This is a genomic window from Arthrobacter sp. 10T416 (assembly GCF_056394165.1).
Genome location: NZ_JBFTHI010000010.1, coordinates 94,361 through 110,335, shown reverse-complemented (window position 1 = coordinate 110,335; position 15,975 = coordinate 94,361). Strand labels below are relative to the sequence as shown.

At 70.4% G+C, this 15,975-nt stretch carries 11 protein-coding genes; 5 read left to right on the top strand and 6 right to left on the bottom strand.

Features of this window, described 5'->3' with window-relative positions; translation table 11 throughout:
• Positions 1–154 precede the first annotated feature (154 nt).
• Both ppc and AC1DBE_RS11825 read left to right on the top strand, forming a co-directional pair.
• Positions 155–2,974, top strand: a complete 2,820-nt coding sequence (gene ppc, locus AC1DBE_RS11830) for a phosphoenolpyruvate carboxylase (protein WP_476970646.1) — start codon at positions 155–157, stop codon at positions 2,972–2,974.
• A 96-nt stretch (positions 2,975–3,070) separates the two neighbouring features.
• Positions 3,071–3,376 (top strand): hypothetical protein, encoded by a 306-nt coding sequence (locus AC1DBE_RS11825; protein ID WP_476970645.1) that lies wholly within the window; start codon positions 3,071–3,073, stop codon positions 3,374–3,376.
• 27 nt (positions 3,377–3,403) lie between these two features.
• On the opposite strand, the gene AC1DBE_RS11820 is transcribed toward AC1DBE_RS11825, so the two are convergent.
• Entirely contained in the window at positions 3,404–4,048 is a 645-nt protein-coding gene (locus AC1DBE_RS11820; protein WP_476878926.1) for a DedA family protein, read from the bottom strand.
• Positions 4,049–4,140: 92 nt separating this feature from the next.
• Positions 4,141–5,094, bottom strand: coding sequence for an RluA family pseudouridine synthase (locus AC1DBE_RS11815; RefSeq protein WP_476970669.1), 954 nt, complete (start codon positions 5,092–5,094; stop codon positions 4,141–4,143).
• Positions 5,095–5,287: 193 nt separating this feature from the next.
• On the opposite strand from AC1DBE_RS11815, the gene AC1DBE_RS11810 reads away from it, so the two are divergent.
• Together AC1DBE_RS11810 and AC1DBE_RS11805 are read left to right on the top strand one after the other, a co-directional pair.
• Complete coding sequence (locus AC1DBE_RS11810; protein WP_476970644.1) at positions 5,288–5,980, top strand: helix-turn-helix domain-containing protein; 693 nt, start codon at positions 5,288–5,290, stop codon at positions 5,978–5,980.
• Positions 5,973–6,665 carry an SRPBCC family protein gene (locus tag AC1DBE_RS11805; protein ID WP_476970643.1) on the top strand — a complete coding sequence of 231 codons (693 nt, stop codon included), beginning with the start codon at positions 5,973–5,975 and terminating at the stop codon, positions 6,663–6,665. The genes AC1DBE_RS11810 and AC1DBE_RS11805 overlap by 8 nt, the downstream gene beginning before the upstream one ends.
• Positions 6,666–6,794: 129 nt before the next feature.
• Here the strand turns inward: AC1DBE_RS11805 and yczR are convergent, their stop codons facing one another.
• Positions 6,795–8,327, bottom strand: coding sequence for a MocR-like transcription factor YczR (gene yczR / locus AC1DBE_RS11800; RefSeq protein ID WP_476970642.1), 1,533 nt, complete (start codon positions 8,325–8,327; stop codon positions 6,795–6,797).
• Positions 8,328–8,387: 60 nt separating this feature from the next.
• On the opposite strand from yczR, the gene yczE reads away from it, so the two are divergent.
• Complete coding sequence (gene yczE / locus AC1DBE_RS11795) at positions 8,388–9,035, top strand: membrane protein YczE (protein ID WP_476970641.1); 648 nt, start codon at positions 8,388–8,390, stop codon at positions 9,033–9,035.
• 236 nt (positions 9,036–9,271) lie between these two features.
• Here yczE and AC1DBE_RS11790 read toward each other — a convergent pair whose 3' ends face one another.
• From AC1DBE_RS11790 to AC1DBE_RS11780, 3 genes are all read right to left on the bottom strand, one after another.
• Positions 9,272–10,117 (bottom strand): DNA-formamidopyrimidine glycosylase family protein, encoded by an 846-nt coding sequence (locus tag AC1DBE_RS11790; protein ID WP_476970640.1) that lies wholly within the window; start codon positions 10,115–10,117, stop codon positions 9,272–9,274.
• Positions 10,110–15,164 (bottom strand): Lhr family helicase, encoded by a 5,055-nt coding sequence (locus tag AC1DBE_RS11785; protein ID WP_476970639.1) that lies wholly within the window; start codon positions 15,162–15,164, stop codon positions 10,110–10,112. Before AC1DBE_RS11785 ends, AC1DBE_RS11790 begins: the two co-directional genes overlap by 8 nt.
• Before the next feature lie 76 nt (positions 15,165–15,240).
• Positions 15,241–15,894, bottom strand: a complete 654-nt coding sequence (locus tag AC1DBE_RS11780) for a DUF4232 domain-containing protein (protein ID WP_476878868.1) — start codon at positions 15,892–15,894, stop codon at positions 15,241–15,243.
• Positions 15,895–15,975 lie beyond the last annotated feature (81 nt).

The window sequence follows — 15,975 nt, the reverse complement described above, 5'->3', positions numbered from 1 at the left end:
GCCCCGGGCCTCGAACGGCAAGGGGGCGGACACTATCTGAGACGGATTCCACGGCGCACCGTGAGCCGGGTAACATCCCATGGGTACAAGTAACCCGGCTCACAGTATCCAGCGCAGTGTACGAGCCAAGTCGAACCCTCGAAAGATTGTTTCCATGGCTGACACTGCAATGACTTCCGCCTCGGACCTCGCCTCCGAACTCCGCGCTGACGTCCGCCGGGTGTCCACCCTGCTCGGCGAATCCCTGGTCCGCCAGCACGGCCCGGAACTCCTGGACCTCGTGGAGCAGGTGCGCCTGCTGACCAAGGAATCCAAGGAGGCTGCCCGCGGTGGCGCCGACGCCACGGGTCCCTGGAGCTCGTACGACGTCGTCGCCCAGGTCCGGGAACTGCTCGGCTCCCTGCCGCTCGAGCAGGCCACCGACCTGGTTCGGGCCTTCGCGTTCTACTTCCACCTGGCCAACGCCGCCGAGCAGGTCCACCGGGTGCGCGGGCTGCGGAACCGGCAGGAGAAGGACGGCTGGCTGGCCAGGGCCGTCGCGGACATCGCTGAGCAGGCCGGCCCGGGTGTGCTGCAGGACGTGGTGGATGAGCTCGACGTGCGGCCGATCTTCACCGCGCACCCCACGGAGGCCTCGCGCCGTTCCGTGCTGGACAAGATCCGCAGGCTCTCCGACGTGCTGTCCGAGGCCACCCTCGACGGGACCGCGGCCCGCCGCCGCCAGGACCGCCAGCTGGCCGAGGTGATCGACCAGATGTGGCAGACCGACGAGCTCCGGCAGGTCCGGCCCACCCCCGGGGATGAGGCCCGGAACGCCATCTACTACCTGACCGGGATCCTCGGGGACGCCATGCCGGAGATGCTCTCGGACCTCTCCGAACTCCTCGGCGATCACGGGGTCAGCCTGCCGGTCACCAAGGCGCCGATCCGCTTCGGGTCCTGGATCGGCGGGGACCGGGACGGCAACCCCAACGTCACCGCGGCCGTCACCCGCGAAATCCTGCAGATCCAGAACCAGCACGCCGTCCGGATCAGCATCGGCCTGATCGACGGGCTGATCTCCATCCTGTCCAACTCCACGGCGCTCGCCGGGGCGGACCAGGCACTGCTGGACTCGATCGACGTCGACCTGAAGAACCTGCCGGGCCTGGACCGCCGCGTCCTGGAACTGAACGCGCAGGAACCGTACCGGCTCAAACTCACCTGCATCAAGGCGAAACTGCTCAACACCGGACGCCGGGTTGCGGCCGGGTCCGCCCACGAGCCGGGCCGTGACTACGCCGCCACTGCCGAGCTCCTGGCCGAGCTGGGTCTATTGGAAACCTCGCTCCGGAACCACCACGCCGCCCTCGCCGCCGACGGTGCCCTGGCCCGCGTCCGGCGCGCGATTTCCTCCTTCGGCCTGCACCTGGCCACCCTGGACATCCGGGAACACGCCGACCACCACCACGACGCCGTCGGCCAGCTGATGGACCGGCTCGGCGGCCCCGGCGTGCGGTACGCCGAACTGAGCCGGGCCGAGCGGCTGGAGGTTCTCGGCTCCGAGCTCGCGTCCCGGCGACCGCTCTCCGGCCACCCGATCAAGCTCGACGGCGTCGCGGACGGCACCTACGACGTCTTCCGCGAGATCCGCCGCGCCCTGCGCACCTACGGCCCGGACGTCATCGAGACCTACATCGTGTCCATGACCCGCGGCGCAGACGACGTCCTGGCCGCCGCCGTGCTGGCCCGCGAGGCCGGGCTGGTGAACGTCTTCGGTGAGGCGCCCTACGCGAAGATCGGGTTCGCCCCGCTACTGGAGACCGTCGAAGAGCTGCGGGCCTCGGCCGAGATCGTCGATGCGCTGCTCTCCGACGCTTCCTACCGCGAGGTGGTCCGGCTGCGCGGCGACGTGCAGGAGATCATGCTTGGCTACTCGGACTCCAATAAGGAATCCGGGGTGATGACCAGCCAGTGGGAAATCTACAAAACCCAACGGAAGCTGCGCGACGTCGCGGCCAAGCACGGCGTGCGGGTGCGGCTCTTCCACGGCCGCGGCGGGTCGGTGGGCCGCGGCGGCGGGCCCACCTATGACGCCATCATGGCCCAGCCCAACGGCGTCCTGGAGGGCGAGATCAAGTTCACCGAACAGGGCGAGGTGATCTCGGACAAGTACTCGCTGCCGGAGCTCGCCCGCGAAAACCTGGAACTCTCCCTCGCCGCGGTGCTCCAGGGTTCCGCGCTGCACCGCGCCCCGCGCACCTCCGAGGACCAGCGGGAGCGGTACGGCCACGTGATGGAAACCATCTCGGACGCCGCGTTCGCCCGGTACCGGACACTGATCGATGACCCGGACCTGCCGGCCTACTTTATGGCCTCCACCCCGGTGGAGCAGCTGGGGTCGCTGAACATCGGGTCCCGGCCGTCCAAACGCCCCGATTCCGGGGCCGGGCTGGAGGGGCTCCGGGCCATCCCGTGGGTGTTCGGCTGGACCCAGTCGCGGCAGATCGTTCCCGGCTGGTTCGGCGTCGGCTCGGGACTCAAGGCGGCCCGCGAGGCCGGCCACACGGCCCAGTTGGTGGAGATGATGGACGGGTGGCACTTCTTCCGTTCGGTGCTCTCCAACGTCGAAATGACCCTGGCCAAGACCGACATGGACATCGCCGGCTACTACGTCTCCACCCTGGTCCCGGAGGAGCTGCACCACCTGTTCCACGCCATCCGGGCCGAGTACGAGCTCACGGTCGCCGAAATCCAGACCCTGACGGGTGAGAACCTGCTGCTGGACGCCCAGCCCACCCTCAAGCGCTCGCTCGAAATCCGGGACCAGTACCTGGATCCGATCAGTTACCTGCAGGTGGAACTGCTGCGTCGCGTCCGCGCCGAATCCGCTGCCGGGACGGACATGTCCAATCCTGAGATCGACGAGCGGCTCCAGCGCGCGATGCTGATCACCGTCAACGGTGTGGCCGCCGGGCTGCGCAATACGGGGTAGGGGCCCGGGGCTTTGGTTGGGGTTTCGGCCGGGGCGCTCCCGGCCGGGGCGGTCCGCGCTGGCTTGCGTCCTGCCGGCTCCGGCTAGGGTGGTTTTATGCCGTCGTTCCAGACCAGACTCAAAATCACCGGGCTCAAGCCGGGCAACCCGCCGGAGGCCGTGATGGCAACGGCCGTGGAGGTGCTCGGGACGCGGCACCACGTGGAGTCGAACCAGCTGGAACTCGCCGGCGGCGTCCCGCAGCTGAACCTGCGTTTCCTGGTGGACGCCACGGCCTATGCCGCGGAGAACAGCCAGGCGCTGGAGTCGGCCGCCATGATGCGCGACGCCGTCGAACGCGTGGCAGTCACCGGGACACTGACGGTGCTTCGCCGCAACCGCGGCCGCTGGGCGCCGGTCTAGCGGCCACCTGCCGGCGGCGGCGCCGGCCTAGAAGTCGAGTTCGGCGTCGGGATCCGCGCCGGGGGAGCCGGGCTCCACCACAGGGGAGCGGCTGCCGCGGCGGCGCGTGACGATCACTCCGACGACGGCGCCGATCACCAGGCCCACTCCCACCCCGATCAGCGAACTGGCCCAAAAGGGCAGCTTGGTGGCCGAGCCCGTGACGTAGCCGAGGGCCACGGACCACACCGCCCACAGCGTGCCGCCCAGGGCCGCGCAGAAACTGAAGCCGCGGGTGGACACGTTGGCGATCCCGGCCGCTGCGGTGGTGGCGAGCCGGCCGCCGGGGATGAACCGGATCCCGATGATCGCCCCGTAGGTGGATGAGCGGCCGGCCCGGGCGATGGCGAGGTGGACCCCGCTGTGGAATTTCCGGCCCCAGCTCCACCGGTCCAGCACATGGCTTAGCCGCCGTTTGAACAGCTGGAACACCAGGAGGTCGCCGAGCCAGGACGCCACCGCGGCGAGGAACGCCACGAGGAAAACGTTGGCGCGCCCGTCGGCCGACAGGGCGCCGCCGGTGATGACCAGCATTTCGGAGGGGACCGGCGGGAAGATGGCGTCGCCAAGGACCACGGGGATGATCCAGAAATAGATCGCGGCTCCCCAGGTGTCCGCGTTGGCCAGGTCCATGGGCACAAGGTACCGCATATCCGGCGGAGTGGGCGCGGTGTGGTTCGTTGCGGGTGGGCGCGCGGCGCGCCCGCGGCTAACGGGCTAGCGGGCTAGCGGGCCTCGGAAAGGGTGAGCCGGCTCCGGTACTCCACCGGGGCGCCCGAGATGGGGTCGACGAAGCGGATGCCGCGCGCCAGCAGCTGCAGGGGTCTAGTGTAGTCGTCCGGCGCCTTATCCAGCAGGTCGGGGTAGAACGCGTCGTTTACGATCCCGAGTCCCAGCGACGCCATGTGCACTCGCAGCTGGTGCGTCTTGCCCGAGTGCGGCTCCAGGCGGTACAGCGCGCGGCGCGGGACGCCGTCGTCGGCCGCTCCCGTCCGGGCGGGCCCGTCAAAGCAGCGCAGCCGCTCGATCCGGGTCTCGGCGTTGGGCTCACCGGGGATGACCTCGGCGAGCAGGTAACTGCGGGACTTAGTCATCCGGTTCCGGACCACCACGGGGAAGTCGACGGCGGGGTGCCCGGCGGCGGGCTCCGCGGCGGACACGCACTCGTACTCCTTCTGGACCTGGCGCTTTTCGAAGAGCACCTGGTACTTCCCGCGGGTCTCCGGGTTGGTGGAGAGCAGCAGGATCCCGGCGGTCATGCGGTCGAGGCGGTGCATGGGGATCAGGTCCGGCAGCTCCAGCTGGTTGCGCAGCCGGACCAGGGCCGATTCCTGGATGTAGGTGCCGCCCGGCGTGGTGGGGAGGAAGTGCGGCTTGTCCACCACCAGCAGATGCTCGTCCTGGTGCAGGATGTTCAGCTCCACGGGCATACGCGTCTCCGGCGGCAGGGAGCGGTAGTACCAGATGAAGGTGTGGCGGCGCAGGGGGGTGGTGCGGTCCAGCGGGACGCCGGCCTCGCCCACGATCTCGCCGGCGTCAAAGCGGTCCTCGATGCCCTGCGGGTCGATGTGGCCCCAGCGGTGCATCATGTACTCCATGGCGGTGTCCCACGGCCCCTCCTCCGGCAGGCGAAGGCGGGTCGCATTCACGCCGTCACGTACGGGCAGGGGGGATTGCATCACCGGTCCATTCTACGTGCCCCGCCCTTGCGCCCACCCCTCGCCCCCGTTCGCCGGCCTCCGCCCCGGCCACTTCGACGGTTCCGTGCTGGCGCGACGTATCTGAGCATCGATTCGGCAGGGAACCGTCGAAACGACGCCGACGACAAAAAAGTTCTTGACAAATAAAACTGTCGGCAAGGAGACTTGGAGCATGCTAGACATCGAAGTAATCGAGGACCCGGCCGCGGCGGAGGCCTCTTTGGACCCGATCCGCACACGGATCCTCCGTGAGCTTGCCGAGCCCGGTTCCGCCACGCAGCTTGCCGCGAAGGTGGGGCTGCCGCGGCAGAAAGTAAATTACCACCTGAAAGCGCTCGAACGGCACGGGCTGGTGGAACTCATCGAGGAGCGGCGGCGGGGAAACGTCACCGAACGCATCCTGCGGGCGACGGCGTCGTCGTACCTGATTTCGCCGTCGGCGCTGGCGTCCGTGGCCCCGGACCCGCACCGCTTCTCGGACCGGTTCTCCGCGTTCTGGCTGCTGGCGCTCGCGGCCCGCATGGTCCAGGAAGTGGGTCGGCTGATCGCCGGTGCCGCCGCGGCAAGGCAGAAACTCGCCACCTTTGCGATCGACGGCGAGGTGACGTTCAAGACGGCCGCCGACCGGGCGGCATTCGCGGAGGAACTCGGCGTCGCGGTGACCCGACTCGTCGACAAGTACCACGACGGCGGACCGTCCGGTCCCGCGGTCAGCCAGCCCGGGGGCCCGGCCGCCAGCCCGCCTGCCGGACGCAAGCACCGGCTCGTCGTCGCGCTCCACCCGGCGTTGAAGACGCCGCCGAACAGCACCCCACGCAGCCCCCAGGGCCCCAACCCACAAGCCAAGGAGCAGGACAATGACTGACAAGCGCGAATTCGAGATCGTCTACGACACTGAGCTGCCGGGCACCCCCGAGCAGGTCTGGGAGGCCGTCACCAAGGACACTCCCGCCTGGATGTTCCCCACCGACCGGTGGCCCGCGGTCCGCACCGTCGAGGACTACCCCTCCCACCTGGTGTCCCGGATGGAGGGACCTGACGGCTGGTTCAACCAGCTGGAGCACGTTCTGGAACCGGCCGACGGCGGCCGGGCGCGGCTGCACTACGTCCACAGCGGCATCTTTGCCGACAACTGGGACGAACAGTACGACGGCGCCAGCAAGCACACCGCCTTCTACCTCCACACCCTCGGCCAGTACCTGCAGCACTTCAGCGGGAGGCCCGTGGTCTTCACAGATATCCAGGCCCCGCCCCCGTCGCAGGCGCCGGATGGCTTCGACCGGCTCAAGAAGGCCCTCGGAGTTGCCGGCTCGGCCCCGGGGGATGCGGTGGCATTGGACATCGACGGCGTCGGCCACCTGTCCGGCGAAGTGGACTTTGCCAACGAGAACTTCCTCGGAATACGGACCGCCGACACGATGTACCGGTTCTTCGGACGCAACAACTTCGGGGCGCCGGTGGGCATGACCGTGCACGACTTCAGCGGCCGGGGCGACTCCGCGGCGACGGCGGATGCGTGGGCCGGGTTCCTCGCGAAGGTCTACGCCTAGGTCCCTCCTCCGCGGCCCCCCCGTTTCCACGCGACCACGCTTCGCCACTTCGACGGTTCCGCGCCGCCTCGATGTTTCTGGGCGTCGAACCGGCAGGGAACCGTCGAAACGGGCGCGGTGGCCCAGCGGTCAGGCGATGGCGACGGCGGGCTGGGCGGGCAGGTTCCGGCGCAGCTGCGGCGAGCTGTCCAGCCGATCCTGGGCCGCGCGGAGGGCGAGCACCGCAGTCTCCAGTTGCTCCGGCGGCAGGGTGAACGGGACGCGCAAGTAGTGTTCGAACGCGCCGCCGACGCCGAACCTTGGTCCCGCCGCGAGCCGGATGCCGAAGTCCGGGGCGATCACGGCCAGGGCGGTGCTCACCGGCGCCGGCAGCCGGCACCAGACGGACAGCCCGCCGTCGGGCCGTTCCGCTTGCCACGACGGAAGCTGGCTGCGGATCAGATCGAGCAGGACGTCCCGGTTTCCGCGCAGCGACGCGAGCCGCGCCGGGAGCGGCTCGGCAAGATCGCTCACGAGGTGCGCCGCGGCGAGCTGCTCCACCACGGGGCCGCCGAGGTCCAGGGTGGTGCGGGCGGCGGCGAAGCGGCGGATCAGGGGCTCGCTGGCACGGATCCAGCCGGTGCGCAGCCCCGCCCAGTGCGACTTGCTCAGGGATCCGAGGGAAACCACCGCCGGGCTGAACGCGGCCATGGGCGTGGAGCGGACGCCGTCGAGGTTCAGCTCGCGGAGCGTTTCGTCGGCCACCAATACAGTGCCCGCCGCCGCCGCAGCAGCGACAAGGCGGCGCCGCTGCTCGTCGGGCATCAGGCGGCCCGTGGGATTGTGGAAGTCGGGCACCACGTACGCCATCGCCGGCCGCTGCTGCAGGAGTGCGGACTCCATCGCGTCGAGGTCCCAGCCGGGGTGCCCGTTGCCGCCCGGCGCGCGCAGGCCACCGGAATGGTGGCCGCCGTCGGACGTTGCCGCGGGCATGGCCACCGTGACCGGCCGGCAGCCCGCAGCCCGGATCGCGTCGAGGGCGTTCGGGTAGCTCGGATGCTCGACGAGGACCCGCTCCGATCGCCCCGCCAGGGTCCGCAAAACTATGTTCAGGGCGTGCTGCGCGCCGGACGTGACCAGGATCTGCCCGGCCGTGGTGGGCACGCCGGCCGCCGTGTATTGGGCCGCGATCGCCTCACGGAGCGGTCCGACGCCGAGCGCGTCGTACCCGAATCCGGGCAGGAGCGCCGGCAGTTCCGTCAGCGCCGCGGCGAACGCGCGGTGCACCACTTCGCCGCTGGCGGGCAGCGAGGCGTAGGCGAGGTCGATGATTCCGTCCGGCACCGCCAGGCCGGGTGCGCCGCTGAGCCGGAGGCCGCCGTCGTTCGCCCCCGCATGGACGTGCCCCTGGCTCGGGATGCAGCTCCGGCTCCGGCTGCCCTGGCCGCTGCTGAGGTACCCCTGTTCGCGCAGCAGGGCGTAGGCCGCCGTCACCGTGGTGCGGCTGATGCCGAGGGTCGCGGCCAGTGCCCGCTCGCTGGGCAGTGCGACGTCGAGGGGGACCCGCCCGTCCAGGACCAGGAGGCGGACGACGTCGGCCAGCTCGCGGTAGGCGGGCGAGGCGCCGACGTTCCACTCACCCAACAGGCGTGCCAGGGAACTCGGATTCAGGGAGCCGGACATAAGGCCAGTATTTCAAACTGGCTATGGATTGCAAGGCCAGTTTTGGCAATGATTGAAGGCATGATGACGCGCAGACTCCTCCAGCTCCTGATTGGCCTCGCCCTGTATGGCGTTTCGCTGGCCATGGTTATCCGTGCCAGCCTCGGCACGGCGCCGTGGGATGTCTTCCACCAGGGACTCGCGGGCCGGACCGGCCTGAGCCTGGGCACGGTTGTCATCATCGTCAGTTTCCTGGTCCTGCTGCTGTGGATCCCGCTTCGGCAATGGCCGGGCGTCGGCACGGTCTGCAATGCGGTGCTGGTGGGCGTCTTTGCCGACATCGGGCTGGCCCTGATTCCGAAGTTCTCACACTTGGGCGGCCAGATCGCGTTGCTGGTGGGGGCCGTGCTGCTGAACGGTGTGGCGTCGGCGCTCTACATCGGCGCCCGCCTGGGCCCCGGGGCGAGGGACGGCCTGATGACCGGACTCGCACGACGCACCGGGTGGCCCGTCAGGGGCGCGCGGACCGCCATCGAGGTGGTGGTGCTGGCCGCCGGCTGGCTGCTGGGGGGTTCGGTTGGCGTCGGGACGGTGCTCTACGCGCTGGCGATCGGCCCGCTGGTGCAACTCCTGCTGCCGCGGTTCACCGCTCCCGAGGCCAAGGTGCCCGAGGAGGAGTCGCCCGAACCACCGGTATCAGCAGCCGACCCGGCGGTGGCCACTCTCTGACCGTCTGGTGGCCGGGAACTGGTGGGGCTCCCTGACGGAGTGCGCGGTTCCCTCCGCCCCGGACGTTTGCAGGCCATCGACTTCGACGCGCAAAACACCCCTCGACGCGCAAATTACCGCTCGCTAGGGGAATTACCGTCGCCTTAGGTATTTTGCGCGTCGCTGGCACGTCGCCGAGTCGACAGGCCACCCCGCGGAACGGCCAGCCCCGCGGCCCCGGCACACCGCGCCCCGCCTCACCCGTTCTGTGTGTCCGGCAGGGGTTGGCAGTGGGGGCAGAAGTAGATGTCGCGTTCCTCGGTTCCGCTGGCCTTGGCCAGGACCCCGCGACGGATCGGAGTGCGGCATTTCAGGCACGGCTGGTGCTCGCGCCGGTACACCCAGTAGCCGGGCCGTCCGGCGGTCCGGCCCACCGGGACGCCGCGGGCGTTCAGCACCGTCACCCGCCGCCCGGGGCCGAGGTTGGCCGTCAGCAGGACCTTTGCGTCGGTGATCATCGCCGACAAATCCGGCACTGCAGAGACCGGGGCTGCCGGATGGACGCCGGAGAGGAAGCAGGCCTCGCAGCGGTAGATGTTGCCGATGCCGGCGAGGTTGCTCTGGTCCAGGAGGGCGACGCCGATCGGCACCTCGGGGTCCGCCAGCAGCCGCCGTTCGGCCTCCGCCATGTCCCAGTCCGGGCCGAGGAGGTCCGGTCCGAGGTGGCCGACCGCACTGGCTTCCTCTGCGGTGGGGATGACTTCGAGGATGCCCAGGGAGAATCCGACGGCGTCGGCGGTCGCGGTGCGGAGCACGCAGCGGGCGGTGAAACCGGGCTTCCGCCAGCGCCCGCCGGGGGGATAGACCTGCCACGTGCCTTCCATTTTCAGGTGCGAGTGGATGGTCAGCCGGTCCTTCGGCGTCGGGCCCGTCACCCGCATCAGCAGGTGCTTGCCGCGGGGGACAACTTCCTGGACTGTCCAGCCGCCCAGCTTCAGCGTGGCGAACCGGGGCACCCGGAAGTCGGAGGCGAGGAGTTCCTTGCCGGCCAGCGCGGCGTGCAGTTGCGCCGCGGCTCGGAAGACCGAATCCCCCTCAGGCACGGATCCTCAGTCCCTTCGGGGTGGAATAAGCGCCGGCCTGGGCCAGGGCGGCCGCAACGGGTGTGTCCAGGATGCCGTGGCCGTTGACTTTCTCCATGATCAGCTTGTCGACGGCGCCCCGGGTCACAACGCCCACCAGCGCGGCTCCGGCGGCGGCCAGCAGACCGGCGTCGGCGCTGAACGCCAGCAGGGTCTTGCCGCCGCGTTCGACATAGAGGATCAGGGCTCCGTCCACCAGCACCACCAGGGCGCCGGCCTTCCGGCCGGGGCGGTGGCCCGTTCCCGCCTCCACGTCCAGGGCAGGCCACGGCAGGGCCGCGCCGTAGGGATTGGCGGGATCAGTGGCGGCGAGGGCCAAAGCGACCGGCTCGGCATTCTCCAGCTGGGCGTCCTCAACATAGGAGCGCAGCCGGTCCACGGTGGCCGGCACCGCGAACTGCGCGGCGCCGAGGTGTTCGATGAAGTAGCCGCGTCGGCAGCGCCCGGCCTCCTCCAGCCGCGCCAGCACCTTGTACATCAGGCCGAAACCGCCCAGGATGTTTTCCGCCATGACCGAGCCCCGGGTGACCACGCCGTAGCGGTCCAGCAGGAGTTCGGCGGTGGCGCGGGCGTGGATGGTGGCGTCGAGTTCGGGGGAGGGGAGGGCGGACCAGCGCCCCGCGGCCAGGGGCGGCGTGGGCGTGGTCCCGCTGACCGAACCATAGCGGCCGCCGGTGAGCCCGGGTGACCCCAGCAGCCCGCTGCCGTGGGCGCGGCCCAGCCGGCTGAGCCGCGGGGCGCGGGCCCGCGGAGCCCGTCCCACCTGGCGGTGCGCGGTGTGGCCGCCGGCGATCAGCGCGCGGACGGGGGCGAAGGTGTCGCCGGTGATCCGGCCGGCCCAGGCCAGATCCCAGAGCGCGGACACCACGTCCTGGTCGCTCAGGACCGTGTCCATCCCGCCGGCAATGTCGGTGAGCTGCCGGAAGAAATAGCCGCCGCCGTTGTTCTGCAGGTGGTCGAGGAGCCGCTGCTGGGCGTCCCCGGGCTCGAAGTCGATGGCGGGGTTCAGCGTCAATTCGGCCGAGTCGGCGAGGTGCAGGCTCACCCAGCCGTCGTTCCCGGGCAGGGAGCCGGCCCCGGACCAAAGGACTTCCCCCGCCGCCATGAGCTCGTCGAGCATGGCCGGCTGGTAATTGGACACCCGGCTCGCCAGGACCAGCGGTTCCCAGGCCGACGCCGGAATGGGGATACCGGAGAGCTGGTCGACGGCGGTGATGATGCCGTCCAGTCCGCGCAGTGCCGACTGGCCCCGGCCGCCGGGGGTCCGCACGTGCTGCCACGCTGGAAGGAACCGCCCGTACGCCGACGTGTCCACAGGTTCGACCTCGGCGCGCAGCGCGGCCAGTGACCGGCGCCGGAGCTTGCGCAGTACCTCGGCGTCGCACCATTCGCTGGCCCCCGCCAGGGGCTGAACGACGGCCGGAGCGGCGGCCGCGGCACCGTCGGCGCCGCCGTCGTCCGCACCGTCGGTGCCCGCGGGTGCTGCATTGGGAGCCGCTGCGTGGGGGCGGAACTCGCCCTCGACGACGCGGCCGTCAGCGGCCAGCCGTTTCAGGGCCGTGCCGACGACGGCGACGCCAAGTCCCAGCCGGGTGGCCGCTTCGCCGGCAGTGAAGGGCCCGTGGGTGCGGGCGTAGCGCGAGACGAGGTCGCCCAGCGGGTCGGCGACGGGCTCGATGAACGCCAGCGGCACACCCATGGGCAACGGAACGCCGAGCGCATCCCGCAGCCTCGCGGCGTCCTCAACGGCGGCGAACCGCTCGGCGCCCCCAATGTTGACCTTGATCGCGCGGTTTGCGCGCTGCAGCGCGGCCAAGTGCGCGGCGGCCTCTGCGGCGTCGGCGCCCACGGCAACCGCCGCGACGGCTTCCTCCTCCGGCGCGGCTTCCGGGGCATCCGGTGCAGCCGCGGCATCGCCGGCCACCCCGGCGGCCGCCGCATCCGCCCCCTCCGGCTGGACCTGCGCCTCGAGCCGGGCCGCGACTTCGCCGGCGGTAAGCGGCCCGAGCAGCCGGAGCAGGTCGGCCACCCCTTCCAGTCCGCGCATCCGGCGGTCCGGGGCGAGGCGCTGCAGTTCGAGCTCGGTGGCCTCGATGACTTTGGCGTCGAGCAGTTCGCGCAGTTCCACCCTGCCCAGGAGCTCGTTGAGCAGGGTCGAATCGAGCGCCAGGGCGGCGGCCCGGCGCTCGGCCAGCGGCGAATCACCCTCGTAGAGGAACTGCGCCACGTAGCCAAAGAGCAGCGACTTTGCGAACGGCGAGGGCTGCTGCGTGGTGGTTTGCAGGATCCGCAGTTCGCGCCGCTCGATCGAGGCGGCGATGTCCTTCAGAGCGGGAAGGTCGTAGACGTCCTGCAGGCACTCGCGCACGGTCTCGAGCACGATCGGGAAGGTCGGGTACTTCCGGGCGACGTCCAGCAGCTGGGCGGAGCGCTGGCGCTGTTGCCAGAGCGGCTGGCGCTTTCCGGGCGTCTGCCGCGGCAGCAGGAGGGCACGGGCCGCGCACTCCCGGAAGCGGGAGGCGAACAGTGCGCTGCCGCCGACCTCAGCGGTGACAATCTGTTCGAGTTCCTCGGGCTCGAAAAGGAACAGTTCGGCGCCGGGCGGTTCGTCCTCCATCATCGGCACCCGCAGCACGATGCCGTCGTCGGCTGCCATCGCGGAGCCGTCCAGCCCGTAGCGCTGCTGCAGGCGCTGGCCGACGGCCAGGGCCCAGGGCGCGTGCACCGGCATGCCGAAGGGGCTGTGCAGCACCACCCGCCAGTCGCCGAGCTCGTCGTGGAACCGCTCCACCACCAGGGTGGTGTCGCTGGGGACCACCTCGGTGGCGAGTTTCTGTTCGGCGAGGTACTGGATCAGGTTGTTGGCGGCGAAGTCGTCCAGGCCGGTGGCCTTGCAGCGCTCGGTGGCCGGGCCGACGTCGGACGCCGAGAGTTCGCGCATAAATGCGCCGAGGGCCCGGCCCAGGTCCACCGGCCGGCCGAGCGAATCGCCCCGCCAGAACGGCAACTTGCCCGGCTGGCCGAAGGCGGGGGAGACGAGGACGCGGTCGTGCGTGATGTCCTCGATCTTCCAGCTGGTGGCGCCGAGGGCAAAGATGTCCCCGACCCGGGATTCGTAGACCATCTCCTCGTCCAGCTCGCCCACCCGGCGCCCGCCCTTGGCGGTGGACGTCTGGCTCGGGGCCTTGCCCTCGCTGGAGCCGTCGCTACCGGTGCCCTCCACCTCGGTGCCGATGATGTACACCCCGAACATGCCGCGGTCCGGGATGGTGCCGCCGGAGGTCACGGCCAGCCGCTGCGAGCCCGGGCGTCCCTCGATGGTGCCTGCATTGCGGTCCCAGACAATCCTGGGCCGCAGTTCGGCGAATTCGTCCGAGGGGTAGCGTCCGGCCAGCAGGTCCAGAGTGGCCTCGAACGCGGAGCGCGGGAGCGAGGCGAAAGGCGCGGAGCGGCGGACGGTGGAAAACCATTCCTCGACGTCAATCCCGCCGAGTGCGGTCGCGGCGACGGTCTGCTGGGCGAGGATGTCCAGCGGATTCGCCGGGACGTAGAGCCGCTCGATCTTGCCGTCCAGCATCCGTTCGACGGTGATGGCCGTGTGGACCAGGTCCGCCCGGTGCTTGGGGAAGAGCACACCCTGGGAGACTTCGCCGACCTGGTGGCCGGCGCGGCCCACGCGCTGCAGCCCGCTGGCCACCGACGGCGGGGATTCGACCTGCACCACCAGGTCCACGGCGCCCATGTCGATGCCGAGTTCCAGCGAGGAGGTGGCCACCACGCAGCGCAGCCGGCCGGACTTCAGGTCGTCCTCGATCAGGGCGCGCTGGTCCTTGGATACGGACCCGTGGTGCGCCCTGGCCAGCACCGGGTCCGCGCCCGCGGTGCTGCCGGCCTGGGCCATCATGTGCGCCGGCGTGGCAGTCGAGGTGGCGGGGCCGCCGGACGACGCCGGGGCGGCGTCGTCCCAGCCTCGGCCCTCGGCCATCAGCTGGCGTTCGACGTAAATTTCGTTCAGCCGGGCCGTGAGGCGCTCCGCGAGCCGGCGGGAGTTGGCGAACACGATGGTGGACTGGTTGGCCAGCACCAGGTCCACGATCTTCTCCTCGACGTGCGGCCAGATGGACGCCTGCGGCTGCAGCCCCGACGCGGGCCCCGAATCGAAAGCCCCGGCGGCGCCCTGGAGGTCGGACATGTCCTCGACCGGAACGGAAACGGTGAGGTCCCAGGTCTTCTTCGACGGGGGCGCCACGATTTCCACCGGGGCGGATCCGGCGAGGAACTGTGCCACCAGTTCTTTGGGCTCCACTGTGGCGGAGAGCCCAATCCGTTGCGCGGGCTTGGACAGGAGGGCGTCGAGGCGCTCCAGCGAGACGGCCAGGTGGGCGCCGCGTTTGGTGCCGGCGACGGCGTGGACCTCGTCCACGATGATGGTGTCCACCTCGTCCAGGGTTTCGCGCGCCTTGGAGGTCAGCATCAGGAAGAGAGACTCGGGCGTGGTGATGAGGATGTCCGGCGGGTTGCTCAGCAGCGAGCGGCGGTCCGCCGCCGTCGTGTCTCCGGAACGGACACCCACGGTGGTCATCGGCGCGGGAAGCCCGAGCCGCTTGGCGGTCTGGGTGATGCCGATCAGCGGCGCGCGCAGGTTGCGTTCGACGTCGACGCCGAGGGCCTTCAGCGGGGAGATATACAGGACCCGGGTCTTCCGCTTGGGCGTTTTCCGCCGTCCAGGCTTGGCGGCTGCGGCGTCCAGGCCCGGCAGCTCCTCGGGTTCCGCCGGGACGGAGACAAGGAGCCGGTCCAGGGCCCAGAGGAAAGCTGCGAGCGTTTTGCCCGAGCCGGTGGGCGCGACCACCAGGGCGTGGGAGCCGGAGGAGATGGCATTCCACGCGCCGTTCTGGGCCGGGGTGGGCGCGCTGAAGGCACCCAAAAACCACTCACGGGTCGGCCGGCTGAACCGGTCCATTGCCTCGGCCTCGAGTGTGCCGCCGGCGAGCTCCTGCCCCTTCATTCCTCCATCATGCCTTACGGCACCGACAGTAATTCGCGGGCTGATCGCCGCCCGGCCTCCGGCAGGACGCGCCGAGCTACATCGCCGCGAAGGCCCCGATGGTCAGGAGCTTGATGGCCGACTCGCTGCAGGCGTCTTTCGCGGCCGGGAGGAACAGTGATGCTGTGTCTTCGGGCGGGTAGACCCGGAAGCCGGCTGCCGGGACGTGGGTGCAGCTGGGGTAGTTCCCGGCCTGGGTGTAGCGCAGGGTGGCCTTACCGGACTGCCCCGGGGCCAGCAGCACGCTGGCGACCGGGGTGGAGTCGTCGCGGGTGGCGGCTGCTCCAAGCGGGTTTCCGGTGGCGCTGGCGGTGAGGGACACTCCGGCGAAGCCCTTCAGCAGGCAGGAAGCGGAGCCGGAGTTCTTCAGGATCAGCTGCATGTAGACGCTGCCGGCAGCGCCGCCGCCGCTGGCGTCCAGGGAGCCCTTGAGGTTCGCAGCCTTGCAGAGGGCAGGTCCGGACGCGGACGTGGTGGCCGTCGTCGCGGTGGCCGCGCCGGAGGCCGTCGGGGTCGCGGCAGCGGAACTCGGCTGGCTGGTATCGCTGGCGGACGCAGACGGCGTGGAGGAGCTGCTGGTGGCCTGGGTCTGGCTTTGGGTGGTCGCGCAGCCGCTGAGCAGCAGCGCCACCCCGGCAGCCGCCGTCACGGACATGAATACGAGTTTGTTTTTCATCTGCTGAGACCTCATGGCATAACTGTGATGTTCCACAGTTGCCTTAGTCAACGACGCCACGACGCAGGGCCCGGATTGACGCCCGGATTGTGATTT

Excerpts from the sequence above, each read along its gene's own strand:
- ppc (WP_476970646.1), top strand. The coding sequence starts at position 155 with ATGGCTGACACTGCAATGACTTCCGCCTCGGACCTCGCCTCCGAACTC.
- AC1DBE_RS11825 (WP_476970645.1), top strand. The coding sequence starts at position 3,071 with ATGCCGTCGTTCCAGACCAGACTCAAAATCACCGGGCTCAAGCCGGGC.
- AC1DBE_RS11820 (WP_476878926.1), bottom strand. The coding sequence starts at position 4,048 with ATGGACCTGGCCAACGCGGACACCTGGGGAGCCGCGATCTATTTCTGG.
- AC1DBE_RS11815 (WP_476970669.1), bottom strand. The coding sequence starts at position 5,094 with ATGCAATCCCCCCTGCCCGTACGTGACGGCGTGAATGCGACCCGCCTT.
- AC1DBE_RS11810 (WP_476970644.1), top strand. The coding sequence starts at position 5,288 with ATGCTAGACATCGAAGTAATCGAGGACCCGGCCGCGGCGGAGGCCTCT.
- AC1DBE_RS11805 (WP_476970643.1), top strand. The coding sequence starts at position 5,973 with ATGACTGACAAGCGCGAATTCGAGATCGTCTACGACACTGAGCTGCCG.
- yczR (WP_476970642.1), bottom strand. The coding sequence starts at position 8,327 with ATGTCCGGCTCCCTGAATCCGAGTTCCCTGGCACGCCTGTTGGGTGAG.
- yczE (WP_476970641.1), top strand. The coding sequence starts at position 8,388 with ATGATGACGCGCAGACTCCTCCAGCTCCTGATTGGCCTCGCCCTGTAT.
- AC1DBE_RS11785 (WP_476970639.1), bottom strand. The coding sequence starts at position 15,164 with ATGAAGGGGCAGGAGCTCGCCGGCGGCACACTCGAGGCCGAGGCAATG.
- AC1DBE_RS11780 (WP_476878868.1), bottom strand. The coding sequence starts at position 15,894 with ATGAGGTCTCAGCAGATGAAAAACAAACTCGTATTCATGTCCGTGACG.